This window comes from Photobacterium minamisatsumaniensis, assembly GCF_050336695.1.
Taxonomy (GTDB): Bacteria; Pseudomonadota; Gammaproteobacteria; order Enterobacterales; family Vibrionaceae; genus Photobacterium; species Photobacterium minamisatsumaniensis.
The window spans coordinates 120,840-146,521 of sequence record NZ_JAKJSI010000019.1 but is presented as its reverse complement, the minus strand read 5'-3'; the positions used below and the strand labels follow the sequence as shown (position 1 = coordinate 146,521).

Sequence of the window (25,682 nt, the reverse complement as noted above, 5' to 3'; positions counted from 1 at the left end):
CTTGGTAAGCACTTGTTATGCGTATTTATTATGTGCAGCAGGCTGCTACTGAGCAGGTGTTAACGGTGCCGATACACTCAGCGGTTTGTATTTTACGGCGAGACGGAATGCCGCCGGTACAAAGTAGAAAGAAATTAACGTCGTTAATAATGTACCTCCGGCTATTGCGACTGCAAACGGTGGCCAGAATCCGCCGCCTGCTAATATCAGCGGCATGAAGCCACCGATGGTGGTGATAGTCGTGGAAGTAATGTGACGAGTACAACTCATTACCGCTTCCAAGATCGCATTAGTGTCACCATGGCACGCCTCTGGGCTTGATTTGAGCTCGGCCAAAATGACAATGGCGGCATTGATCGCTAATCCCACAAGGCCGAGTAAGCCGATGATGACGGTAAATCCAAAGGGATAGTTGAAGACCCATACCGACAGCAACCCTAAACCCGAAGCAAGAAAGCCCACCGAAAAGATGATTTGGCTCAATCGGAATGAGTTGAATGAAATGACAACAACTAAGACTAATAAAGCGATCACCATGGTGAGGTTTGCCATTAAATTACCGACAGATTCATCGCGCTCTGCTGACTCTCCACCAAACTCAATGGTGTAGCCATTAGGCAGTGTTTGCTGGTATGCCGCGAGGTTGTGTTGGAAATGGTCGAGGGCGGTTTGAGGCAATACACCTGCACGTAAATAGCCTTCAATAACGTTAACACGTTGTCCATTACGACGAGGTATCGCGCCGCGGCTCGGCGTTAATTCTAAATCAGCTAAAGCAAACACCGGTAATCCAACTAAGCTTGGATCAGATTGAACGGGCAAAGGTAAACTGCTGAGGTGAGACATATTTTCGCGACTTGTATCACCAACCCTAACTCGAACTGGAATCGATTCACTCGCTTCAATAATGTTACCGCTCAGTCTACCTGTAAATGACGCTTGTAAAACATCAGCAAATCCACTTAATGACAACCCGCTGAGTTGGCTAGCTTCTTCATTGACGTTCACCCATATCTTTGGCGTGCCGGGCTGAAGCGTTTCACGGGTATGGGTAACATTCGGGGTTTTAGCCATAATTAAACGGATGTCTTCCCCGATAGATTTTAATCTATCTAGATTCGGGCCATATAACCTAACCTCTAACGGCGCATTAAACGGCGGGCCTTGTTCGAGTTTCCTAACCAGAATTTGAGCTTGCGGTAAGGTATCGTCAAACACCTGCTGTAGTTCGGGGATCAAGCGGTTGGCCGCCGAAAAATCAGAGACCTTTACCATCGCTTGAGCAAAGAAAGGGGAACCATTTTGACCGCCCACCATGTTGTAATAGAACGATGGGAAATTGGCTCCGACCACCCAGCCAACACGTTCTACCTCATCATAGTTGGCCATGATTTTATCGATTTCTTGCGTTGTATCCGTCGTTGCGTAAATACTGGCTTGAGGAGGCAGATAAACCTGTATTTCAAACATATCGCGGTCTGATGGTGGAAAGAACTGCTCGGTTAATTGGCCCGCTCCCCAAAACCCGGTAAAAGGTAAAATACAAACTATTGCAGCGGTTATCAGTGGGTGTTTTAACGTTTGTTTGATTGACCCCCTGAACACTCGGCTTAGTGCTGGGGTTGTGATCCCTGTGTGATACCAGCGCAGGTGCAACTGGTTTGAAGGGAGCCAGCGAGAAGCAAAGCCAGCAACAATAGTATGGGATATAATGTATGACCCAAGAAGCGAAAAGCATACTGTCACGGCAATCGCACCAACAAATTCACCTGATGGGCCTGGCATAAGTATAATTGGCGCAAAAGCCAATACGGTCGTTAAGGTAGAGCCAAGTAAGGGAACCCAAAGGTGTTTTACAGCCCGAATCGCAGACTCAATTTTTTCGGTGCCTTTCTGACGATGGTATTGAATGGTATCAACCATCACAATGGCATTATCGACCATGATCCCTAACGCCACGATAAGCCCTGTTACCGACATTTGATTGATCGGTAACCCCGTGAACTTCATCATCGTGAGAGTTAATAAACTGGTCAGAGGCAAAGATAGGGCAACGATGATGGCGGATCGAACGCCTAGTGTGAGCAACAAAACAACCAAAATGATAGAAAAGCCCATAAGTAGGCTGCTGTTCAATTCACTTAAACGCTTTTCTGTATAGCTTTGTTGTTCGAAGATGATATCGACACTGACATTGCTCGGTACTTCATGTTGGTAGTTATCGAGCAATGTCTTAACGCGGTTCGTCCATTGGTCGACACGAAGCGAAGGTTGCATCCGGCTAGCGACGATGATTGTCGGTTTTCCGTCAACAAAAGCTAATTCAGTGGCTGGAGACGCAGCTGCACGTTCAACCTTTGCAATGTCTTCGATTCGAATAAGGTAGCCATTGTCATCGATGGTGACGGGGACACGGCGAACACGATCAAGTGAATCGAGAGAATCTGACACTTCTAATGAAAATCGATTACTGCCATTAACTAATTCTCCTGCAGAGTTTTTGGCATCAGCTTGCCCGATAGCTTGCGATAAAGAAATAGCGGAACGCCCTAATGCACTGGCTGCGCTAGGATCCAAGGTGACAAGTATTTCTTCATCTGGCAGGCCGTAAACATCGACAAACTCTGTTCCACTTAATACGCGAAGACGATTGCTTAATTCTATGGCATAGCGACGTAAAGTGAGTAAATCAGGTTGGGTGTCGCCTTGCCATGTTAAGGCGGTTAGCATGGTAAATGCGTAACCGTGGTCATCATCTAACTCTGGGGTGCTGGTGCCTTGTGGTAGCAAAGAAGTAACGTCAGACAGCTTATCTCTTGCACGAGACCATACTGGTTCTGAGTTGATCACTTCATCTTTCAGCTCAATTCTAATTACTGAAATACCAGGGCGGGAATTAGACGAAAGACGCTTAACTTCGTCAAGTTGACGTAGGTGGGTTTCTATCTTTTCAGTAACAAGCGCTTCTACGCGCTCAGCCGTCGCACCTGGGAAATGGGTGATCACACTGGCATGGCGGTTGTGAATCACCGGATCTTCAGCTCGTGGTAGCGTTGTAATTGCAGACAAACCTGCGACAACAAGTAGGCCAACCGCCAGTATGAGCAGTCGAGTATTGTTAATGATGTACTTTATATTCATAACGCTGCCTCATCGCGACGATTACTTAGAGGCAGTGGGAGCTTTTTTATGGGTAATACAGTCTGGCCAGGCACCAAACGGTGTAGACCATCAGCGACAATTTTTTCCCCGGGCTCGATTGCGCCGTCAACAAACGCAAAGTCGTTATTGGCATGTAGTACCTGAATAGAACGTCGCTCAACTTTCAGTTCGTTATTTATTTCTTTAAGAGCAAAGACATTCCAGACGCCACGAATACCGTCGGTCATGGATGACAATGGGATCCAATAGCCAGACTGTTGATGTTTATCTTTATAGTGTAAATAGGCGAGTTCGCCATCTATAACATTCGCATTTTCAGGTAAGCTAAAGCGCAGTTTGACGGTTCGGCTACCGACATCAACTCGCGCACCGGGGTTTAGCAAGGTGACGGGGTAACTGTTTTCCCCAACTCTTAATTGCCACTGAGTCTGCTCAACGAGCTTTGTTAATTGTTTGGCGGGTACACCAATATGTGCTTCTTTGCTGGTGGTTGCGAGCAGGGTTAAGGTTGGAGCACCGACATTAATTACATCACCCTTTGAGATAAAGCGAGCACTGATCATGCCATCGTATGGCGCATAAATTGTGGACTTTTCTTGCTGTAATTGATTTGCGGCAAGCGATGCTGCGAGCTGGCGATAATTGGCTCGAAGGGCATTACGCTGGCTGTTTAAGCTGTCAATTTCAGATTCTGCACTAAACCCTTTTTTCTTTAATGCCTGCTGGCGCTTCAAGTTCGCTTCAATAAGATCGAGCTGAGCGGTTACTTGCGATTGTTGAGCACGAAGCTCATCGGCTTGGGTCTGTAATAGGTCAGTATCAAGTTTAAGTAATGGCTCACCAGCTTTCACACTGTCACCGACATCAACCAGCAAACGAGAAATCTTGCCACCAAGTTCTGCGCCAAGGTTAGCTTGCTGTCCCGCTTGGATCATACCGACATAATCACGCTCAACGGTGAAGTAAGCGGAAGGTGCCAATGTATGCGCATTGACTTTCAAAAGCTGCTGCGTATCTGCTTGCTGCTCAGCATCGCTATTAGAGCTGTTGCATCCTGAGAGTAAGGCTAGGGTAATAAGTAGACTGGCCGTTGTAATCCTTCGCATGGTGTGTCGCCTTGTTATATTTATTTCAAACTAGACTGTCTAGTCCATATGTATAAAAAATAACCCAATCAAACTAGACTGTCCAGTTTGATTGTATAAAATATGTTACTATACGAAGTGATGGTTAATGTTTTTATCGATTAAACTGAGGTGAATTTGTGCTGACAGCAAGAAGTGCTCAAAAAAGAGACCAAATTATGAAAGCGGCAACGGCGCTTTTTTGTGAGCATGGCTATGCCATTAGCATGGATGCGATCGCCATAAAAGCGGAGGTCTCGAAACAAACCGTTTACTCACATTTTAAAACAAAAGATGATTTGTTCGACACCTGCATCCGTAAAAAATGCATATCAAATCAGTTGGACATAAGCTTAATAGATGATGTTCGTCCTGCTGAAGAGGTGCTTTTTGAGTTTGGTTGGCGCTTTCAAAATCTGTTGCTATCAGATGAAGCCAAAAATACTTATAAAACAGCAGTTAGTCAGAGTGATAGTCACCCAGACTTGGCAAAAGTGTTTTTAAATGCAGGCCCTAAAAACACAACCGATATGCTCGCAAGTTACATTGAAAATTTGGTTAAGCAAAATGTTTTAAGCGCAGACATCGATGCTAGTGATGCTGCTATGCAGTTGTTGTTGATGTTTCACGGTAGGGTGGTGTATTGGGGGTATTTAGGGCAGGACAGTGGCGAGACGGTTGAAGAGCGAAAGCAATACCTGAAAACTTGCGTTGAACTTTTTCTTAGAGGCTACAAAAGGTAAAAAAGTTAAAAATGCGATAAACAAATTACTGCTATCTTTTATATATCTCAATTTGTTTGAGAGCCCAGTTGGTTTTCCTTGATCTTATCATCTCGGAAATATCAGTGAGTAGCAGGAAGGGGTAGTTATGATCGCACAGTCTTTCATCAAACTTAGTTCAACATGTTTTTTTGTCTTGATGTTACTTTTTACTACTGTGAGTTACGGTGCATCTAGTCGGTTAACTGAGATCATTGATAGAGGGACGCTCCGAGTCGGAACAACCGGCGATTGGAGCCCCATGACGATACGAGACCCTTCAACCAATTTTTATCGTGGGTTTGATATAGATATTACGACTGAACTCGCGAAAGACCTCGGTGTTACGGTTGAGTATGTACCTGCAACATGGAAAACGCTGGTTAGTGGTGTAGTCACAGAAAAATATGATATGTCGGGTAGCGCTTCGCTGAATATGCACCGTGCCAAAGTAGCTGGTTACAGCGATACTTATTTTTACTTGGCTTTTGTACCCGTAATACAAAAAAACAATGTAGATCGCTTCAGAAAATGGCGTGATTTTAATAAGAATTCAGTGGTCATTACCTCGATAAGCGGCACGGTACAGCAATCTATCGTGAAAGAGCTTTTACCTAACGCACGACAGAATAGTATTGATGCCTCTGCTAAAGCACACCAATATTTATTGGAAAACAAAACCACTGCAATTATTACCTCGAATATAGAAGCCGCAACGTTAATTCGCCGTTACCCTCAGCTATCAATAGCAAAAGTTGAAGGCATGCATCGGCCAACGCCTATCTCGATGTTACTGCCTAAAGAAGACCAAGTATGGATCAATTACGTCAATCATTGGATTGAGCTAAAGAAGACCCAAGGATTCTTTGATCGTATTGCTAAAAAGTGGGGGCTGGTAAAGCTGGAAATAAAATAAAAGCTGCGGTGGTATGGAATATCCAGAGCAGCTTTTATCAAGGGGTGACGAGAGTTGCCTATACTTGCGTTTCTAATTCGCTATGTAATTGCTGTTTTCGACTGTGCCATTTCGCTAACACATACACCAAACATGCTTGGCTGATTAAAGCAGCGATAAGGACGATAGGACTTTCTACCACGCCTGCAACAATAAAGCTGACTAAGGCAATACTGCCGTTTAATAACGCATAAGGTAGCTGAGTTCTAAAGTGTTCAAATTGATCACACCCTGAACCTGTCGAAGATAAAATGGTCGTTTCAGATATTGGCGAGCAGTGATCACCAAATAACCCACCAGAGAGTACAGCGCCAATACAAGCAAATAAGGGCGCATCAATGGCAAATGCCGTCGGTATCACTAGCGGCAGCATGATGGCAAATGTTCCCCAAGAAGAACCCGTGGCAAACGAAATAATCGCTGAAAGTAAAAAAGCAACAGCTGGTACAAGCCAGTAAGGGAAGCCTGCTTGTGCTTGCTCTGCAATATAAGCGGCAGTGCCTAGCTCTTTACCAACGCTGCTGAGTGTCCACGCAAGGATAAGTATAATCGCGACTTGCATCATATTTCCCATGCCTTTTAAGTACACATTAATACCATCACTAAGCTTACGTACGCCGTAAAAAGCCATTAGTGAGATTAACGTTATAGCGGCAAAGAAATAGGCACTAGAGAGTGCGGCGCGGAAGACGGAGCCGGAAACTTGTTCGAACGGAAAGCCCAGTGGTGCAAGCATTGCGACTAATACTAATGCCATTACAAATAGCGGAGCAAATACAAAAGACGCTTTTGCATTTTTATGCGTAAAGGTATTTAGAGTATCTTGTGTGTTTGCTGCGATGATCCCTTGTTTTGCCTTTGCTTCCGCTTCAGCCATTGGCCCAAAATCAAGTTTCTTAATCGCAACTAATGGAACAATGAAGATCGCTAAAAATGCATAGAACTGGAAAGGTATTGCTTTAACAAATGCTTCCCAATCACTGATACCAACCTCTAAAGCCGAAAATTCTTTTTGCAGCAATCCCATGATATAGACACCCCAACCAATGAATGGGATGAGAATGGCGACAGGTGAAGAGGTTGAATCGATAATAAAAGCCAGTTTTTGACGTGACAGCTTAAGTTTATCGAATAAAGGGCGAAAAACAGGGCCGACAATTAATGGGGTACCCAGATCTGAGAAGAAAATTAAAATCCCGCCAAACCAAGAGGATATCTGTGCTCGGCATTTCGTGCTGACCCAATGTGTTACTTTCAGGGCAAAAGCTTGTCCACCACCAGACTTTTCCATGAGTGCAACAAATCCGCCGATGAAAACCAATAGCACAATGACACCTGCATTATAGCTATCGGTCAGTTGAGGCACGAGGTAGTCTTTGACTAACGTCCCAAAGGTATCAAGCGGTGCAATGCCGTTAAGCATAACAACACCGCTGAAAACGCCACCGAACAAGCCAATAACAACGTTTCGTGTTGTTAAGGATAGAGCAAGCGTAATAACAATAGGGATAAGGGCGGTAATATCAGGTTGATCCATAGTAGTTCCTTTACTGTACATCCTAAATCAATAAAAGATGCTGTTGTTTAACTGTGTATTCGGTGAATATATATTTAAAATAACTGCATGTATATAAGGTGGTGGTTGTTTTAACTAGATCTAGAGGCGAATAGAAGATTAACTGCTCAAAAAAGCAGCTTTTGTCCGTTTTGTGAGGCTAAATTTGATTATGAGTGTAGGTTCACTGCAATATGTATTCTGGTGGTTTCAAGTTGCTGAACGATGTATCTCGAAATTACTTGGATCTTGTAATAAAAGTGAAATATAAAGTTGCTACTTTCGCTGGGAATTAAATAGAGATGAAGCGGCAACAGGGGTTGCCAGTAGAGGAGAGTTATGGATTTATCTGCGTACAAAGGCATTATTTTTGATATGGATGGCACTTTAGTTGACTCAATGCCAGCTCATTTAAAGGCTTGGGAGCAAACCTGCGCAATTCATGAGGTTCCCTTTGATGCTAAGTGGTTTTACAGCCTAGGCGGTATGCCAACTATCAGAACAGCTCAAGAAATTAACCGTCGCTATCGACAAAACTTTGATGTTAAAAGATTGGCTGAAACAAAATGTAAATTCTTCGATGAGATTGAGTTTAAAGGTGAAATCATTGAGTCGACTTATGATCTGCTGCTAGAGCATAAAGAGAATATGAAAATTGCAGTCGGTACCGGTTGCCGACGTTTTAATGCTGAACCGTTGCTGGGTGATACCGGTATCTTACCGCTGCTAGATGCATTGGTGACTTCAGATGACGTGTTAAACCATAAACCCAACCCAGACACTTTTCTTGAAGCGGCTAAACGCATTGGTCTTAATCCAAAAGACTGTGTGGTATTTGAAGATACTGAGTTAGGTAAAACAGCAGCCTTAGCGGCTGGGATGGACTGCTATATAGTCAGCCAAAACGGTGAAATTGGTGAACTAACACCGAGCCAATAGCTCGGTGTGTGGGGTTTGGCGATTAAGGTGCCTGAAGTAATTGCCCGTAGCCATCAAAACAACGTTGGCTACCTGACAGACGTAATGCGTGCCAGAACAGAGCCTGATTAGAAGAGACAAAAGGGACATTGAATTGTTGTTCAAAATTGCCCAGTTGTTGCATCACTTTCAAGTTAGTACAAGACAGAAATATGCCGTCAGCATCGGTATTTTCAAGCATGTTGCTTAAGGCATGCTGGATACTTTCTGGATCTACCGATGGGATATCGGTGTCTTTGTTTAAATGAAAAGCGCCAAATGCCACTATCGTAAACCCTTCCTTCTCTAATGCTTGAAATAAAGGTTTATTCACTTCGCTGGTGTAGGGCGTTAACACTGCTAATTTCTTAATGTTTAAATGACGCAGTGCTGTTTTGGCAGCAAGCCAAGGGTTTGTAGCTGGCAGCTCGGGTCTGGTTACTGTTAATTGCTCACTGATCGCCTCGTCACCTATTAGCATGCTCGCAGCGGTGCAACCATAAGCCATCACATCAAGCTCAAGCCCATCAGCCACTAATGTAGCGGCCTTACCAATCCCTTCTTTCATTGAACATAGCTTTTCTGGTGTTAATTCGCTGCAAAAAGGCATACGTGTACTGTAGAGTTCAACCTCTTCACCGACCAATTGATGCCAGTCGTTCTCTAAGGTGTAATCTGTTGCCAGTTGTACAAGTCCAATCCTGATTGTGGCTGGGCGCTGTAAATTTTGGCAGGGGTAAACGCGTTCAAGTTGTGAAAAATCCGTTTCGCAGGGCGTCATTTATTTTCTCCACAATAGTCTTTCTTCAAGAATCATGATAATTCCGACAAGAATCATGATAGTTACTTTGATGCCGTAGGGCAGGGTTGATAGCTAATTATGCCAAAAGGTTTGCGGTATAATCGGCAATCGCGGTATCTTGCACGCCTGTTCCCGTTAAATCACAAACTGTTATATGTTCTGGTTTAGTCCGCAGCGTTATTTTATTTGCAATAAGATCGCCTAGCTCAAATATTGTATTGGGGAATGCACCTGAATAATGATTGAGCTCGCCGAGTGTTTCAGACTGAGTACGCTTATCGACGACCAAAAAATCAGCATTGGCAAGAATGCTCGATTCAAGCTCGTGTTTGTGGCTGTTATCAGACCCCATTGCGGTGACATGTGTTCCGGGTTTTAGGTCTTGCCAGTGAAGAACTGGGCTGTTTGCTGGTGTCGTGGTTACTACGATGTCTGCGTTTGTACAAGCCCTTGCCGCAGAGCTATGAATATCAACAGGTAGATCGTATTGCTGAGCCATGAGCGCACGGTAAGATTTCATCTGATCATGCTCGCGGGCGAACACGTGCACTTTGGTAATATTGTAGATAAGTTTCAGAGCCGCAATTTGTAATTCGGCTTGTCGTCCAGCCCCAATAACCGCGACTTCTTTGGCATTTGGTCGGGCAAGATGCTTGGCCGCGATAGCACCAGCAAGGGCGGTTCTTATTTCAGTAAGATAACCTTCGTCAAATAGTACAGAATCAACCAAACCTGTTTGAGATGAAAACAGAACCATAAGGCCATTTAAACTCGGTAGACCCAATTTCGGGTTATCAAAAAATCCGGGACTAATTTTAATAGCAAACCGATCTTTGCCTTTAATGTATGCTGTTTTAACGTCTACCTCACCGTTATATTCAGGAATACTCATGCTAAGAATTGGGGGCATGATGGTATTATTTTGACCAAGTGCGGCGAAGCCAGCTTCTACAGCAGACAATGCATTTTGGTCGAGGCGGGTCACGGTTGTAATTTGCTCCTTGCTATATGTTTTCATTTTCATCCCTTATTTATTTGTTCTGCCGCGAGTATCTGTGCTTTTCTAAATGTATCTGCTGCGACATTTTTACCACTGACGATGAACACAATTGTTTTGCCACTGACATCTAAATTATGCTGTTCTATTGCTGCGATACCGACAGTAGCAGCACCTTCGACCAGCATTTTTTCATGTTCAAAGAAGTGAACCATGCCACGCGCAATCGACTGTTCATTCACTAAATAAACGTGATCCATGACTTCCTGAACAATAGGTAGACTGTATGCGTTATTTAAACCAATGCCACCGCCGAGGCTATCAGCAAAAGATTCATATTCAGGTACCTGTACGGGCTTGCCAGCTTCTAGGCTAACAGCCATTGCAGCACCCCGGTCCATGCTTGCACCAATGATTTGCACATCTGGGTTAATCGCTTTTGCCACCAGACCAATACCACCAATTAACCCACCGCCAGAAAGGCCGGCAAAAACCATATCGACGTCGGGTTTATCTTCAAATATCTCAATACCTATGGTGCCTTGCCCAGACAGAATATCTGGGTGGTCAAAAGGCGGAAGGTATACCAAGCCCTCTTCTTTAACCAAGCGCATTGTTTCCACTTCAGCTTCATCTTGCGATAGGCCGATAATCCGTACTTCAGCACCTAGCGCCTTGATAGCGTTGACTTTATTTTCTGGCACTAATTGTGACATACAAATAATCGTGTGCACGCCCAGCTTTTTGCCTGCGTAAGCGATAGCACGGCCGTGGTTTCCGGTAGAACATGTCACTACACCTGCTTTTTTTTGTTCAGGTGTTAGTTTACTCATCGCAAACGTTGCGCCTCGTAGCTTAAAGGCACCAATGGGTTGTAGCGTTTCGAGCTTAAGCCATGCATCGCAACCAAAGCGCTGGGACAGCGCTTCAGAATAGACAAGTGGCGTACGAGCCACATGTCCTTGAATGGCGTGGCGTGCCTGATAAATATCGTGCAGCGTAATATCAGTAGAGGCATGTGCCATTGCTTTATCCTTGTATGTGTATGGAAATGATTATTTGGCTGTCCAGCTACGGCTAGTTACTAGCTTGTCTGTAACACGGTTCACGGCACGCGCTGTACGCTCAACCATGTCATCAATGTCTGACGGCGTCACAATGAGCGGTGGAGCAAGGCCAAGGATATCGCCATGCGGCATTGCACGTGCAATAAGCCCTTCTTCCAGACAGGCAGCTGCGATTTGAGGGCCAACTTTCAGGTTAGGATCAAAGTGAGCACGCTTTAGCTTATCGCTTGAAAACTCCAAAGCATGAAGCAAGCCTACACCGCGAGCTTCACCTACAAGAGGGTGATCGGCGAATGTTTCTTGCATACGTTTCTGTAGGTATGCCCCTGTCGTACGTGCATTTCCAACAAGGTTTTCACGTTCAATAATATCGAGGTTACACAAGGCAGACGCTGCTCCAATAGGGTGTCCCGAGTAGGTATAGCCGTGGCCAATCGCCCCCCATTGGTCGGTACCATCTTCTAGGACTGACCAGACTCTTTCGCCTACAATTACACCTGATAGTGGTTGATAGGCAGACGTTAACCCTTTAGCGACAGTGATTAAATCAGGCTTCATGTCATAGTAAATTGAGCCGAAATCTGCCCCTAGACGGCCAAAGCCACAGACCACCTCATCGGCAATCAGTAAGACGTCATATTTATCTAATACTTTGCGGATTTCTTGCCAGTAACCTTCAGGTGGTGGAACGATCCCGCCAGTACCTAGTACAGGTTCCCCAATCATAGCGGCAACCGTTTCTGGACCTTCTTCTAAGATCATTTCTTCGAGTTTGGCGGCACAAAACTTAGAATATTCAAGTTCAGACATGCCGTCGTCTTCTCTGCGGTAATAGCAAGGAGCGACTGTATGCTTAATGCGATCGAGAGGAAGATCAAAGTGATTGTGGAACAAAGGTAAGCCTGTCATTGAACCAGACGCAATGCTTGAGCCATGATATCCACGATCACGAGAAATCACTTTTTTCTTTTCTGGTAGGCCTCGTGCATTGTTGTAATACCAAACGAGCTTAAGCTGTGTTTCGTTGGCATCACTGCCTGACATACCATAGTAAACTTTGCTCATGCCTGTTGGTGCCATCTTGATGATTCGATCTGATAGCTCAACCAGTGCTTCGTTGGTATGACCAACATAAGTGTGATAATAAGCGAGCTTTTTCGCCTGCTCATAAATGGCTTCAGCCATCTCTGTGCGGCCATAACCGATATTGACGCAGTACAATCCGGCGAAACCATCAATTAACTCGATACCTTCGGAATCTTTTATGCGAATGCCTTCACCACCAGTAATAATACGGCCGGGGATTTCACCCGCGGCATATTGCTTTAGATGGGTTGACGCATGAAAGATATTTTTGCGGTCAGTTTCGAGTATTTTTTGGGTATCAATAGACATGTTTATCTCCAGAACAATTATTAATTCTTTACTAAGAAATCCATTTATTAGCTTCCACTCACAGTGGGTAACGCACCTAAGCAGTAGTATTTAATTTCACTATATTCATCAAAACCATGCTTGCTACCTTCACGGCCAAGACCTGATTGTTTTACACCTCCGAAAGGAATAGGGTGACCCGTCATTTTGACGGAGTTAACTGACACCATGCCAAACTCAAGTCCACGCATGAGTGGCCAGATATTACGGATATCATGACCATAAACATAAGCGGCGAGACCGTATTCAGTATCGTTAGCCATGGTGATCACTTGTTCGATGTCGTCATACGCTAATACCCCCGCAACAGGGCAGAAATTTTCTTGCTGGTACACATCCATTTCTGGAGTGACATCGGCCAATAGCGTAGGCATAAAGTAATGAGAGCCGGGTGCTTGGCTCTGATCGCCAACCAATAAGCGTGCGCCTTTTTCTATAGCATCGTTGACGAGGTGCTGTGCTTTAGCGACAGCTTGTTTTGAGATCAAAGGCCCTAGTACGGTATCAGGCGAAAACCCATCACCGACTTTTAGTGAACGCATCTCATGTTGAAATGCTTCTAGAAACGGTACGTATTTATCACGTGGAACAAATATACGGTTAGCCGCTAGACAGTCTTGCCCTGATGTCTGGAACTTGGCATCGACGGCTGCTTTTGCCGCGGTGTCTACGTCCATATCAGGTAGGACGATGAAAGGTGCGTTACCTCCAAGCTCCATTGAACACTTTTTTACCGTGCTGGCCGATTGCTCTAATAACAGCTTTCCGACACGGGTAGAGCCTGTAAAAGATAGGGCTTTTACTTTGTCTGACAGGCATATAGCTTCTGACACCATAACAGCATCACCAGTTACGACGTTGAATACACCAGCAGGAAACCCTGCGCGCTCTGCGAGTTCAGCCAGTGCAAGTGCTGAGAACGGGGTTTCGTTTGCAGGTTTGATGATCACGGTACAACCAATAGCCAGTGCTGCTGCTGCCTTGCGCGTGATCATGGCGTTAGGGAAATTCCACGGCGTGATCAAGGCTGCAACACCGATAGGCTCACGAATACTGGCAAGTTGTGCATTGGGAATGTGGCTGGGAATAGTTTCGCCATAAGCGCGACGAGACTCTTCGGCAAACCATCGAATAAATGATGCGCCATACTCAATTTCACCACGGGCATCAAAGAGTGGTTTTCCCTGCTCTAAGACCATTAATCGAGCAAGATCTTCTTTGTTTTCAAGTAATAGATCATGCCATCGCATAAGGATTTCAGCTCGATCATCAGCCAGCATTTTTCGCCAGCTTGGAAAAGCCTGCTCTGCGGAATCAATGGCATTATTAATTTGTTCTGCATTAAGCTGGGTACAATAATCAATTGCAGTTTCAGTTGAGGGGTTGATAACGACTTTATCTTTGCTGCCATGAACCCATTTCCCGTTTACATAAGCGAGCTTGCGAAGTAAGCGGGGATCATCCAATCGGTTGGTACCTAATTGTTTTTGAGCTGCTTGTTGCTGAGTTGCCAGTGATTCAGGCGTAGTGACAACCGCAGTCAGATTACGTTTATTCACTACTTGAGCTAAAGAGTCCATAAGCTTCACCATTGTTTGTCCAGATGTGTAATTACTTTACCTACTCTGGGTGGTGGATGTTTTTTGTATCAACCCGTTATTCAGTCAGGATTTTTTTTTGTAAGGCTAAAATACTGACTTTTTTTCTGTTCATTTATTAAGTGATAAAAGCCGTATAAAAGTACTGACTTGGTATTTAAACGGCTTTAAGCAAAGGGTCACAATCCGCCTTGATTTTATGCTGTTGCTGCTTGATAGTTTTAGTCACAATGTAGGTGTAGTAACGTTCGATACCGAGGTCGGAAATTAACCATTTATCGATAAGGCGCTGGTATTTATCAATGTCTTCACAGGTTACTTTTAGAATGTAATCGACACCTCCGCCAGTGGCATAGCACTCAATAACCTCCTCACAATCTTGCATGGCAGATTCAAAGCGGGCAAAAGCTTGTGCACTGTGTTGTTTTAGGCTTATTTCTACTTGAACGAGGTAGCGTTTTTGCAGTTGTGCGGTATTAATTTTTGCACCATACCCCTCAATAATGCCAGATGACTCCAAGCGCTTAACCCTTTCCCAGCATGGGCTAATGGAAAGGTTAATTTCTTCGGCCAAACCGGATTTAGTTATTCGGCCATTTTCTTGTAATATTTGAAGAATTTTTAAGTCATATCGATCTAAACGCATGATGGTTCTCCTGAGTCTTTCTTAGCAATCAGGCAATAAAAGGGCGCTCTACTGCCTGATTGAGTGAGGTGGTGCAGGTAGATAATGTAGTGATAATTAGCTGATCTCTTCGCCAAAAACGGCAAAGGTATCACCAATATCGATCAGTGCTGGGTGGCGCCTTGCAGCCAAAATACCATTGCGTTTAGCGAGGTACTCAATGGGTGATTGTCCTGTACGCTCAAGACTATGTACCCTTGCAACGACATCTCCTTTAGTGACGCTGTCACCAAGATTGATACACAATTCAAGCAAGCCTTTGTGCTCACTCAGCAAGTAACAGTCTGCATCTGGGATATCGAGTATACGGGTAGGTTCACTCGGTAATTGATATGACCCTGAGGTGATGCCCGCGAAGATCAAGAAGTTATCAATGCCTTGTTCTGCTAATGCGATAGTGTCAGGGGTACTGGTACCGCCACCACTAAGCTCTGTGGTAACAAAGACTTTCCCTTGTGCTTCTACTGCAGTGTCATAAAGTGAAGCAGCATCAAGTTCGTGAAGGATAACCGTATAAGGCGCGCCGAATAATTTTGCCCCTTCGATACAGGCATTTTCCTGATGTTTATCGTCAAGTCGGTGGGCTGCTGAAAATGGGAGCAAGTCCAAGGTTTTTCCGCCAGAGTGAATATCTAAGGCAAAGTCACACATTGGAACTAAGTAGCGTTGGAAATAATCCGCGATACGCTCTGTCATGCTGCCAGTTGGAGAGCCGGGGAATGAGCGGTTCATATTGCCCAGATCAATCGGCGAGGTACGTGAACCATTCAATACCGCGGGGTAGTTCATCGCAGGAACGATTATCACTCGACCTTTAATTTCTTCCGCTTCTAAACGGTTGGCGAGTTTCAATAGTCCGGTAATGCCTTCATATTCATCGCCATGATTACCTCCTGTTAGCAAGGCTGTTGGGCCCTCACCATTTTTGATGACAGTTACCGGGATCATGATGCACCCCCACGCCGAATCATCATGCGAATAGGGGAGCTTCAAGTAGCCATGTTGTTTACCGTCAATGTTAAAATTGACAGTAGGTGTAATGGTTGTTTTTTGCATGATCTATTACCTTTTCACCATTAAATGACGAGGAAGATCGCATAAAACTTCGACCCCAGTTTCTGTTATCACAATGCTTTCTGTCGTTTCAATACCCCAATTCTCTAGCCAGAGTCCTGGCATAAAGTGGAAAGTCATACCCGGCTGTAAAATCGTATCATCGCTGTCACGAAGGCTCATCGTGCGCTCGCCCCAATCAGGTGGATAGCTTAAACCGATAGGGTAACCACAACGTGCACCACCGCGGTCAAAGCCAAATTTAGCCAGTGTACTGTTTAAGGCATTGGCGATATCGGCACAGCGATTACCAGGTTTTGCGGCTTCTAGCCCAGCTTCTAATCCTGCAATCAATGCTTCCTCACCTCGGCGGAAATCAGCCGTCGGTTCGCCAAGATATATAGTGCGAGATAGCGGACAGTGGTAACGTTTATGACAACCCGCAATTTCAAAGAATGTCCCTTCATTATTTTTGAAAGGGGTATCATCCCAAGTCAGGTGTGGGGCTGATGCATCTGCGCCTGATGGCAGCATGGGAACAATGGCTGGGTAATCACCAAAGTGACCATCATGACCTTCCATCGCGACGCGGTATATTTCTGCAACAAGTTTATTTTTCGGTAAACCCGGCTCTATCATTTCGTACGCTGCGCTATGCATGTTCTCTACAATACGAGCAGCAATTCTCATGTATTCAATTTCTTGCTCTGATTTTACTGCACGGCACCAGTTGACGAGCCCCGTGGTATCTTTCAATTGCCCACTGGGTAAATTCTCTTTTAATGCAAGGTAGGCGGTAGGGCTGAAATAGTAGTTGTCCATCTCAATGCCAATATTGCCTTTGTCCCAACCTCGAATTTTTAAAATCTGGTTAGCGAGGTGCTCCATCGCATGCAGTGGTGGATTCATGACGTAGTGATCTGGGTAAGCAAGAATATCTTCATTGCTCATATACACTGTGCGTTTTGCGCCATTGTCATCCATTTTTCGACCATACCAAACGGGATCACCCACAGGGCCTACGACCACGACTTGTGGGGTGTAGAATGACCAGCCGTCATAACCTGTAATCCATGACATATTGGACGGGTCGTGCACAATCAGCGTGTCGATTTGATGGCGAGCCATTGCCTCCCTGACTTTTTTTAATCTGCTTGCATACTCGCTTCGAGAAAAATTCAGTTTTACATCTTCCATGCTGCTCTCTCTGTAAATGGGGTGAACTGATCGATTGACCACATGTGTTGCAAGGTTTTAAACACATCGTCTTACTTTATTGAGTGGTTGATCATTGCAATAGTGATGCTCTATGGGTATAAGTAAATTAAATGTTAATCATATGTATTGCGTTGTTAATGTCAGTACACATCATTACAATTCACTCAGTCAATGAAACTTTTGAACTATGACAATTAATTTGAAGTTGACGTTAAAACCCGGCGTACCTAAATATTTAGCCATTTCAGACGCTATTGAAGAGGCCATTAATCAAGGTGATATCCTTGCTGGCACACGCTTGCCGACTCATCGGGAATTAGCTGAGCTTATGGCCGTCAGTGTGCAAACGGTGAGTAACGCGTATGCGCATGCAGAGAGCAAAGGCATCGTTGATGCGTGGGTAGGGAGTGGTACGTTTGTTAGCGACTATGGGGTAGAGAAAGAAACCGAGTTCATGCTGATTGAAGACAGCAACGTGGATGAGGGGGTGATAGATCTCTCTATTGCTCATCCTGTTTGTACTCCACAACATTCTCAGATGTTTAATGAAGCATTGATTAAAATTGCGAAGCAAGATTCGGAAGCGCTCATTCGGGCAGTTCGCCCTGTTCAAGGGCTCGACCATCACGTTGAAGCCGCAGAAAAGTGGTTATCTAGCCAGAAATTGGTGGCAGAGAAAGAACGGATTATTTTATGTAATGGTGCATCACATGGCTTGTTATTAGCACTTGGCACCGTTGCTCAACCTGGGGATGTCGTTGCTTGTGAAGCCTTAGTCGACCATGGCTTGAGTGCGCGTTCTAGAATGCTGAAAGTAAAACTTTGTGCTTTGGCCATTGATGAAGAAGGGATTATTCCTGCTGCTTTTGAAGAGGCGTGCCAGCAACACACAATTAAGGCACTGTGCTGTACCCCTAGCATGAATAATCCAACCAGTTCCCATATGAGCCTAGCGCGCCGTCAAGCGATTGCCGATATTGCGAAGCGTTATAAAGTGATCATCATTGAAGATGATGTGTATGGTGCACTTGAACCGAATCGAATTCCACCGTTATCAAGTTTGCTACCTGAGCAGGCTTTTTACATTACTAGTTTAACGAAGACAGTAGCGCCTGGTATGCGGGCTGGGTATATGGTGGTCCCCCGCCACCTTATTCAACACACTATAACCCGGTTAGCCGCGAGTTGCTGGATGGCATCGCCCATTGCTTTTGAAGTTGCAACGCTTTGGATCAACGAAGGTAAGTTAGATCGTTTAATTACTTTTCAACAGCAAGAAATTAGCGCACGCCAGCGGATGGCCAGTGACATTTTCAGTGGTTTCAACTACGACGCTCATCCTAATGGGCAGCACATTTGGTTAGAGCTTCCCGAAGGATGGGGATCAGATGAATTGGTCTCTGCTGCGAAGGCATCCAACATCATTATTACTGGCTATCAACCCTTTGTTGTTAGGCAAGATATAAAAGTCAATCGAGTACGTATTAGCTTAGGCATGGAAAGTAGTCGATTTAGGGTAAAGCACGGACTACAAGTGTTGGCCGATATTCTTAACTCGTCACCACCGCTCACACATTTTCTGTTATGACCGCAAATAAAAGTTAAAAACGAAACTAAAAGCGAGCTTAGACAAAAAATATGAGGTGAAAATTCTAATAAAGTAATTATTAACATTTTTGCTACACGCTTTTGGTGATTAACCAGAAGAAATAAGTTGGTTGTAAGCAGGGTGGTTATCATCACATTTATATAAATGACTTGGATGATTTTAAAAATCTCAAATGGAAGAAACGAGGTGTCTGAAATGAAAATCAATGCGCTAAGTACGACGAAGAAACTGGGTTTTGCAGTAATGGCTTTTTCAGCGTTCCAGATACAAGCTGCCACATGGAAATATGCGATCGAAGAGAGCATAACGGAAGTGCAGGGAGTATATGCAACAAAGTTTAAAGAAGTAATTGAAGCGAATTCGTCGCACCGCGTCCAGATATATCCGTTTGGTACTCTTGGTGAATCGACAGATCTTATGGAGCAAGCTCAAGCTGGTATTTTGCAATTTGTCGACCAATCACCGGGCTTTACAGGAAGCTTAATACCTGAGGCTCAAGTGTTCTTAATGCCGTATGTATTGCCGGAAAAAGAAAGCGAAGTAAATTACTTTTTTAAGAACTCAAAGGTGATAAACGAGAACTTTAAAGAGCTCTACGCGCAACAGGACTTAGAGTTACTATCAATGTTTCCTGAAGGCAGTGTTGCGGTAACCACGCAAAAAGAATTTAGAACGCCAAAAGACCTTGATGGAATGAAAATTCGAGTTATGACATCGCCACTTTTAGTTGAAACGTATAAATCGTTTGGCGCTGTACCAACACCACTACCTTGGGGAGAGGTGTTTGGGGCACTGCAAACTCGACTTATCCACGGTCAAGAAAACCCAATGTTCTATATCGAATCTGGCAAGTTGTATGAAGTCAGCGAAGTTATCACGGATATGGGACACAACATTTTCACCACAGCAATGATGGCGAATAAAAACTTTTATGATCGTCTGCCAGAAAAAGACAAGCAACTAGTACAACGAGCGTCAGCCGAAGCACTAGATTACATTCTTGAGTACCAACATGGACTTGCCGCTAGCGCTAAAGAGAAAATTGCGGCAGCTAAGCCGAGTGTGAAATTTGTTTCACTCACGGAAGATGAGCGTGAGGTATTCCGTAAAGCTTCACAGAATATTAAGACAAAGTTTGTATCTATGACAGGGCCTTCAGGTCAAGTTATTCTTGATCAACTTGAAGCGGATCTACAAGCAGCAAAGAATCAATAATTAAATATGAATGGGCGAGGGATCTTCGCCCTTTTGCTATGCTAGGAGCATCCGATGGAAAACCAAGAACAAGGACGCATCCAACGTTATTACTCGCAATCTATATTGTGTATTAATAAAATTGAAGGTGCGATGTTAATTAGCTGCGTCTTATTGATGGCGTTTAATAACGTAGCGAATGTAACGGGTCGTGTCTTATTTAATCAAAGCTTATTCTTTACGGAAGAATTGAATAGTATCTTGATCATAATGATCACCTTTGCGGGCACCAGTTATGCTGCGCGAAAAGGTAGCCATATAAGAATGACAGCAGTATTTGACTGTCTCCCTCATGTTTATCAGAAATTTTTACTGATTATTATCTCTTTCTTCACGTCAGCATGTGTTTTTGCCATCTGTTATTTTTCGGTGGAATACATTTCATGGATAGCCCCGAAAGGAAAAATCTTACCAGCATTACAAATTCCTGTGTACCTCACTTATTTATGGGTGCCTGTCAGTCTGTTTTTAACAGGACTTGAATATTTCATCACAGGGTTAAAAAACATAAAAGTAAAAGGGATCCATTTGGCGAGTCAGGTGGAAGGTAATGGCTATGAAGAAGCGGCTGACCTATAGGAGGATCGCATCGTGGATATGACAACAACAATGCTAGTTACCATGATAGTGTTACTGCTACTGGGCTTTCCAATGATGATTACCCTGATGGCAGCCACGTTGATTGGTTTTTATTTTCAATTTTTAGGCTTTAGTAATTCACACTTTATGATTCAGCAGATGCTGGCCGGTATAAAACCTGCGTCGTTGATTGCCATCCCCATGTTTATCTTAGCCGCCGATATTATGTCGAAAGGACGGTCGGCAGAAAGGTTGATAGACATGGTGATGGTCTACATCGGGCACTATAAAGGCGGTTTAGCGGTTAGTACAGCCACAGCTTGTACGTTGTTTGGTGCTGTTTCTGGTTCAACGCAGGCTACAGTCGTGGCCGTTGGTTCTCCATTGCGACCAAAACTAATGAGTAATGGTTATAAAGATTCGTTTTCACTTTCATTAATTATATCTTCAAGCAGTATCGCACTACTTATTCCACCGAGCATCGGCATGATTATTTATGGCGGTATTTCACAAACGTCGATATCTGAATTATTTATTTCCGGCATTGTTCCGGGGCTATTAATACTTGTACTATTTTCGCTTTATTCAATATTTTTTGCGGTCAAAAATGATGTGCCGACACTCGAAAAAGCCACATGGAGTGAAAAGTGGCAAGTAACCAAAGCTGCTCTATGGCCGTTGGGGTTCCCGCTCATCATTGTATGTGGGATTTATGGCGGTATATTTAGCCCTACAGAAGCAGCATCGACGTGTGTACTGTATGCACTCATTTTAGAAGTTGTCGTATTTAAAGCTGTCGGTAAAAAAGAAATTCTTGAAGTTGCGAAATCAACGGGCTTAATTACCGCAGTGGTATTTATTCTGGTTGCCGCGGGTAGTGCATTTTCTTGGGTGATATCCTTTGCGCAAATACCTCAAACAATAATGGCGGGGTTAGGGCTTGATCAAGCCAATGAATTTCAGCTATTAATGGCGATATCCATCGCGTTCTTTGTCGCTTGTATGTTTGTTGACTCGATTGTCGTGATCTTAATTTTAGTACCGATCTTTTTACCAGAGATAGAGCGTTTAGAACTAGATAAAGTATTGGTCGGTATACTCATTACGTTGCAAGTTGCCATTGGAGCGGTAACCCCACCGTTTGGGTGTAATATCTTTACCGCCGTTGCGGTATTCAAACGGCCGTATATTGAAGTCGTTAAAGGGCTGTTACCATTTGTTGTCATTTTACTTACGGTTGTTGGCTTATTAATTACCTACCCACAAATTGCCCTGTTTTTAAGAGATTTGGCAAAGAATTAATGGGTTAATGAATAGCTGTCCTGGCTAGGCCGATAAAAAGTACTAACCAGAACGGCTTTCTAATTACACGGGTGCGTAGAAAGGGTATTCTTGGCACATTCCAAGAATACCCAGACGCAACCATGAAAAAAACAACACCTGATCCAAACCAGCCTCATGTGACAGCTAACTCCTCTGGCAATTCCCATGCTACAACCAACACCCGTAAAACAGAAAAGCGTGTGGATGATCGTCCGAATGAGAAAGAACAATTTGGCATGTCTGAAACCCGATTTTGGATCCAGCGTTTAAGTAAAACAGCAGTGCGAGCGCTGCATATTTTAGGTATTGCTGGCAGTGCTGGTGGTATTTTATATGGGGTAGAGCGTGAGTTATGGCTGCATTGGTGGGTATTGGCAATGGTTACGGGTGTGATCATGACTACGCTTGAAATAAAGCAGTCGAGACTTTGGTTAATACAGTTAAAAGGCGTGTTAACCATGGTTAAGCTCGGTTTGATTTCCAGTTTCTTCTTTATTCCACAGCATAAACCCGCGTTGTTTATCACGGTGCTGTTAATGTCTGTGCTTATTGCCCATGGCCCAGCAGGATTACGCCATTATTCTATTTGGCATCGCCGACGCATAGATGAGAAAAAGGGCAAAAAAAGACAATTCAATGGCTAATTCAATCAGAAATTAGTGGTACTTTCTTATTATTGTCGTGAACCGCGCTACACTTTTGTAATGACAGAGTGTTCAAGCGCGGAGGAAGTCGATGATTACAAGATGCTTAATGCTAGTAGGGTTAGCTGTTATTGCTGGGTGTTCAAAGTCGGTTGATGAACGAGCCGATGATTATACTGAAGCGAGCTTTACCTTGTGCGGTTCGAATGTGCAATCATACTCGGAAGGGGATGACGGAAAAATCCGTATCTTGTGTGAGAACGAGAGCTATTTTTTGGTGAAAGATCAAAACTCACTCGCGTATATGCACGAATTGAACGGCGCATACTGTAAAGGGAAAGGTTTCTCTGCGTTTCATGAACGAAGTAATTATTATACCTTTACCTGTGAAGGTGAACGGAACTTCAATATTCCTAAGTAAGCGGGAATTATCTATCTTTGTCTATATAAGTAGCTGTGTGAAAAGCGCATCAGTTACGTCTCTTAACTGACGTATCGCGATAGCGCTTTATCATGAAACTTGCTTGCCTTAAGGCTGAACTGTTTTAAGGATTAGCAAGGCTGATAATTTGATATAACCGCTGCGGTCTTCCCCCTGTTTTGTAGTTCAATATCAGCTTTATCATCCCTTCTGTTTCAAGGAATTCCAGATAGCGGCGCGCCGTGATCCGGCTGACACTCATTTTTTTCCCGATCTCATCGGCCGAGAAATCATGAAGCTGCTCTGTAAGCAAAATCTGTTTGAGATTGGTCAAGGTTGTTGCGTCAATCCCTTTCGGTGTTTGACGAATAGGCGCAGCAGGTGATTTACGAAACAATTGATCAATATCGTTTTGATCAACGGTTGCAGTACCGGAAAGTTTGTTTCGGTATAACAAGTAATCATCCATGGCCTGATTAACTCGCGACATCCTAATCGGCTTAACCAGATAATCCATAACACCGAGTTGCACTGCTTTTTCAACCGTGGCAGTTTCCCGCTCGGCTGTCGTCATAATGAAGTTACAGTTAGTGTTTTGTTCGCGTAACTGACGGATCACGTCAAGCCCATTGCCATCGGGCAGGGTAATATCAACAAAGACCAAGTCTGGCTTGAAGGCATCAAACTGCATTAGAGCCTCTGCGCAGTTTTCGCTAACAGCAACAACAGTAAAATTAGGGTGCTGGTTAATGGTCGACTCAAGGGTATAGCTTGCGCGAATATCGTCTTCAATCAACATGACGGTTGTTTTTGTCATAATATGTTCGTCATCGTGTGTTGGTTATAAAAGCTGCGTGGCATCTTTATCTAAATAGATACTAAAGAGGGTCGTATTATCTTCAGTTCGCTCCCAATCGAGGCTTCCGTGGAAATAATCGACGAGCTGGTTGACCAAGTATAACCCGACACCGTTTTGTTGTTCATCAGATTTACTGCTGATCCCAAACTCTAAAATTGAGTCGCTGAGCTCTGCTGGTACACCAACGCCTGTATCTTGTATTTCCATAATAATGTGTTGGCTACGATCGCTGAGGTAAAGCTGAATTTCTGGCGTCGCCTGTAGACGGTTTTGCCATGCTGCGAGTAGCGCATTATCAATTAAATTACCGAGAATAGTGACAAACTTTTCAGAACTGGTCTTCTGGTAACTGGATAAACTGGTATCGGCGTCAATCGTAAACTTAACACCGAGATCTGACGCCTTATTGAATTTCGCCATTAATAATCCGGCAATGGCACTATCGTTAACCGATGTAACAATGCTGCGGATGATGGATTGGTAGTTGTCGGTTTCTTGCTGAATAAAATCAACCGCTTCATCATGCTTTCCAATCTGTAGCATGCCTGACAGTACATTGAGTTTATTTGAATATTCATGGGTTTTGCTACGTAATAACTCAGCATAATTTTTAAGGTAAATAACTTCCCGCTCTAGCTCACTTTGGTCAAGATTGGCAAAAAACACAATAACGTGTCCTTTTATACCTTTGGCACTTTTTATTGGGTATATATCGGCACGATAGCTGTGTTTTCCAATATTGAAATCGCCCTGATGAAATTTGCCTTTGCTGCTTAACACCAAATGGCTTATCGACGCAGAGTAGGTTGATAAGGGTTGCTGAATGTAATCATTACACCCGAATATGCCCATCGACAGCATTTTGCTGGCACTTTGATTGACGGTGGTGATAAGCATGTTGTTATCAACAGCGATAATGGCATCGCGGATACTGTTGAGGATCATTTCATGCTCACGAAACTTGTGAACAATCACTTCCGGCTCATAGTCGAGGAAGGTCCGTTTCATTTTGAACACAAAAGCGCCAGTAATCGTCACGCCAAGTAAGTAAACCAAGACAATAAGCCCACCAACCTTGCCAAACTGCTCGAGCAAGACATTAATGCTGCGATCGTACATATAACCTATGTTAACCGCGCCAATCACTTTGCCGTTGTTGATGATAGGAGAAAAGTTACGAATGGCTTTACCTAACGTACCGGAAGCCACACTGGTGTGATCGACACCTTGAAGCAAAGAAGGGTAGATATCATCACCATTGAAGTGCAGACCTATTTTTTCAACATCAGGGTGGGTCAGACGCATGGCTTGTTGGTCGGTAACCACAATGAAGGATGCATCTGTTTTGCTGCGAATATCTTCGATATAGGTCTGTAATTCAAAAGGCTGCTGTTGGTTTTTAGCTTCAACAGCTTGGATAACGACAGGATCATGGGCCAATACACGCGCAAGCTCTAAGCCGCGTTCTTCAATGCCATTAATATGGGCATTTTGAAGTAAGTAGAATATCGCCGTAGTAACAACTACGACAATGGAAGAGGTGGTTGCAAGGGTAGTTAGGGCTAAGTAGCTCTTTAATTTCATTGTATTAATAATATGAGTAAGCACGTGCGGATTATAACGGA

Annotated in this window: 22 protein-coding genes; 9 read left to right on the top strand and 13 right to left on the bottom strand. The window is 44.0% G+C overall.

Going from position 1 to position 25,682, the window contains the following annotated elements; all coding sequences use genetic code 11:
* Positions 1 to 45 precede the first annotated feature (45 nt).
* Positions 46 to 3,141 carry an efflux RND transporter permease subunit gene (locus tag L4D78_RS10755; RefSeq protein ID WP_428466915.1) on the bottom strand — a complete coding sequence of 1,032 codons (3,096 nt, stop codon included), beginning with the start codon at positions 3,139 to 3,141 and terminating at the stop codon, positions 46 to 48.
* Positions 3,138 to 4,268 carry an efflux RND transporter periplasmic adaptor subunit gene (locus L4D78_RS10750; protein ID WP_428466914.1) on the bottom strand — a complete coding sequence of 377 codons (1,131 nt, stop codon included), beginning with the start codon at positions 4,266 to 4,268 and terminating at the stop codon, positions 3,138 to 3,140. Before L4D78_RS10750 ends, L4D78_RS10755 begins: the two co-directional genes overlap by 4 nt.
* Positions 4,269 to 4,429: 161 nt before the next feature.
* Between L4D78_RS10750 and L4D78_RS10745 the strand changes: the two genes are divergently transcribed.
* Together L4D78_RS10745 and L4D78_RS10740 are read left to right on the top strand one after the other, a co-directional pair.
* Positions 4,430 to 5,029, top strand: coding sequence for a TetR/AcrR family transcriptional regulator (locus L4D78_RS10745; protein ID WP_428466934.1), 600 nt, complete (start codon positions 4,430 to 4,432; stop codon positions 5,027 to 5,029).
* A 127-nt stretch (positions 5,030 to 5,156) separates the two neighbouring features.
* Positions 5,157 to 5,963, top strand: a complete 807-nt coding sequence (locus tag L4D78_RS10740; RefSeq protein ID WP_428466913.1) for a transporter substrate-binding domain-containing protein — start codon at positions 5,157 to 5,159, stop codon at positions 5,961 to 5,963.
* A 58-nt stretch (positions 5,964 to 6,021) separates the two neighbouring features.
* Here L4D78_RS10740 and L4D78_RS10735 read toward each other — a convergent pair whose 3' ends face one another.
* Positions 6,022 to 7,539, bottom strand: a complete 1,518-nt coding sequence (locus L4D78_RS10735; protein WP_428466912.1) for a Na+/H+ antiporter NhaC family protein — start codon at positions 7,537 to 7,539, stop codon at positions 6,022 to 6,024.
* A gap of 357 nt (positions 7,540 to 7,896) precedes the next feature.
* Here L4D78_RS10735 and L4D78_RS10730 point away from each other — a divergent pair, with 357 nt between their 5' ends.
* A complete protein-coding gene (locus L4D78_RS10730) occupies positions 7,897 to 8,496 on the top strand; it encodes a beta-phosphoglucomutase family hydrolase (RefSeq protein WP_428466911.1) in 600 nt (199 codons plus the stop codon).
* Positions 8,497 to 8,518: 22 nt separating this feature from the next.
* Here the strand turns inward: L4D78_RS10730 and L4D78_RS10725 are convergent, their stop codons facing one another.
* From L4D78_RS10725 to doeA, 8 genes are all read right to left on the bottom strand, one after another.
* A complete protein-coding gene (locus tag L4D78_RS10725; RefSeq protein ID WP_428466910.1) occupies positions 8,519 to 9,295 on the bottom strand; it encodes a maleate cis-trans isomerase family protein in 777 nt (258 codons plus the stop codon).
* A gap of 97 nt (positions 9,296 to 9,392) precedes the next feature.
* Positions 9,393 to 10,334, bottom strand: coding sequence for a cyclodeaminase (locus tag L4D78_RS10720; RefSeq protein WP_428466909.1), 942 nt, complete (start codon positions 10,332 to 10,334; stop codon positions 9,393 to 9,395).
* Positions 10,335 to 10,336: 2 nt separating this feature from the next.
* Complete coding sequence (gene eutB / locus L4D78_RS10715) at positions 10,337 to 11,338, bottom strand: hydroxyectoine utilization dehydratase EutB (RefSeq protein ID WP_428466908.1); 1,002 nt, start codon at positions 11,336 to 11,338, stop codon at positions 10,337 to 10,339.
* A gap of 30 nt (positions 11,339 to 11,368) precedes the next feature.
* Positions 11,369 to 12,775, bottom strand: a complete 1,407-nt coding sequence (locus L4D78_RS10710) for an aspartate aminotransferase family protein (protein ID WP_428466907.1) — start codon at positions 12,773 to 12,775, stop codon at positions 11,369 to 11,371.
* 47 nt (positions 12,776 to 12,822) lie between these two features.
* Entirely contained in the window at positions 12,823 to 14,394 is a 1,572-nt protein-coding gene (locus tag L4D78_RS10705; protein ID WP_428466906.1) for an NAD-dependent succinate-semialdehyde dehydrogenase, read from the bottom strand.
* A gap of 175 nt (positions 14,395 to 14,569) precedes the next feature.
* The gene (locus L4D78_RS10700; RefSeq protein WP_428466905.1) at positions 14,570 to 15,058 is read right to left on the bottom strand and encodes an Lrp/AsnC family transcriptional regulator; all 489 of its coding nucleotides are present in this window, start codon (positions 15,056 to 15,058) and stop codon (positions 14,570 to 14,572) included.
* A gap of 96 nt (positions 15,059 to 15,154) precedes the next feature.
* Entirely contained in the window at positions 15,155 to 16,153 is a 999-nt protein-coding gene (gene doeB / locus L4D78_RS10695) for a N(2)-acetyl-L-2,4-diaminobutanoate deacetylase DoeB (RefSeq protein WP_428466904.1), read from the bottom strand.
* A gap of 6 nt (positions 16,154 to 16,159) precedes the next feature.
* Positions 16,160 to 17,347, bottom strand: coding sequence for an ectoine hydrolase DoeA (gene doeA, locus L4D78_RS10690; protein ID WP_428466903.1), 1,188 nt, complete (start codon positions 17,345 to 17,347; stop codon positions 16,160 to 16,162).
* 208 nt (positions 17,348 to 17,555) lie between these two features.
* Here doeA and ehuR point away from each other — a divergent pair, with 208 nt between their 5' ends.
* From ehuR to L4D78_RS10660, 6 genes are all read left to right on the top strand, one after another.
* Entirely contained in the window at positions 17,556 to 18,956 is a 1,401-nt protein-coding gene (gene ehuR / locus L4D78_RS10685; RefSeq protein WP_428466902.1) for a MocR-like ectoine utilization transcription factor EhuR, read from the top strand.
* 216 nt (positions 18,957 to 19,172) lie between these two features.
* Entirely contained in the window at positions 19,173 to 20,192 is a 1,020-nt protein-coding gene (gene dctP / locus L4D78_RS10680) for a TRAP transporter substrate-binding protein DctP (protein WP_428466901.1), read from the top strand.
* A 54-nt stretch (positions 20,193 to 20,246) separates the two neighbouring features.
* Complete coding sequence (locus L4D78_RS10675) at positions 20,247 to 20,810, top strand: TRAP transporter small permease (protein ID WP_428466900.1); 564 nt, start codon at positions 20,247 to 20,249, stop codon at positions 20,808 to 20,810.
* An 18-nt stretch (positions 20,811 to 20,828) separates the two neighbouring features.
* Positions 20,829 to 22,112, top strand: a complete 1,284-nt coding sequence (locus L4D78_RS10670; RefSeq protein ID WP_428466933.1) for a TRAP transporter large permease — start codon at positions 20,829 to 20,831, stop codon at positions 22,110 to 22,112.
* A gap of 122 nt (positions 22,113 to 22,234) precedes the next feature.
* The gene (locus L4D78_RS10665; RefSeq protein ID WP_428466899.1) at positions 22,235 to 22,777 is read left to right on the top strand and encodes a hypothetical protein; all 543 of its coding nucleotides are present in this window, start codon (positions 22,235 to 22,237) and stop codon (positions 22,775 to 22,777) included.
* A 91-nt stretch (positions 22,778 to 22,868) separates the two neighbouring features.
* Entirely contained in the window at positions 22,869 to 23,198 is a 330-nt protein-coding gene (locus L4D78_RS10660; protein ID WP_428466898.1) for a hypothetical protein, read from the top strand.
* Between the two features lie 124 nt (positions 23,199 to 23,322).
* Here the strand turns inward: L4D78_RS10660 and L4D78_RS10655 are convergent, their stop codons facing one another.
* Together L4D78_RS10655 and L4D78_RS10650 are read right to left on the bottom strand one after the other, a co-directional pair.
* Complete coding sequence (locus L4D78_RS10655; protein WP_428466897.1) at positions 23,323 to 24,015, bottom strand: response regulator; 693 nt, start codon at positions 24,013 to 24,015, stop codon at positions 23,323 to 23,325.
* Positions 24,016 to 24,039: 24 nt separating this feature from the next.
* Positions 24,040 to 25,641 (bottom strand): ATP-binding protein, encoded by a 1,602-nt coding sequence (locus L4D78_RS10650; RefSeq protein ID WP_428466896.1) that lies wholly within the window; start codon positions 25,639 to 25,641, stop codon positions 24,040 to 24,042.
* Between the last annotated feature and the right edge of the window lie 41 nt (positions 25,642 to 25,682).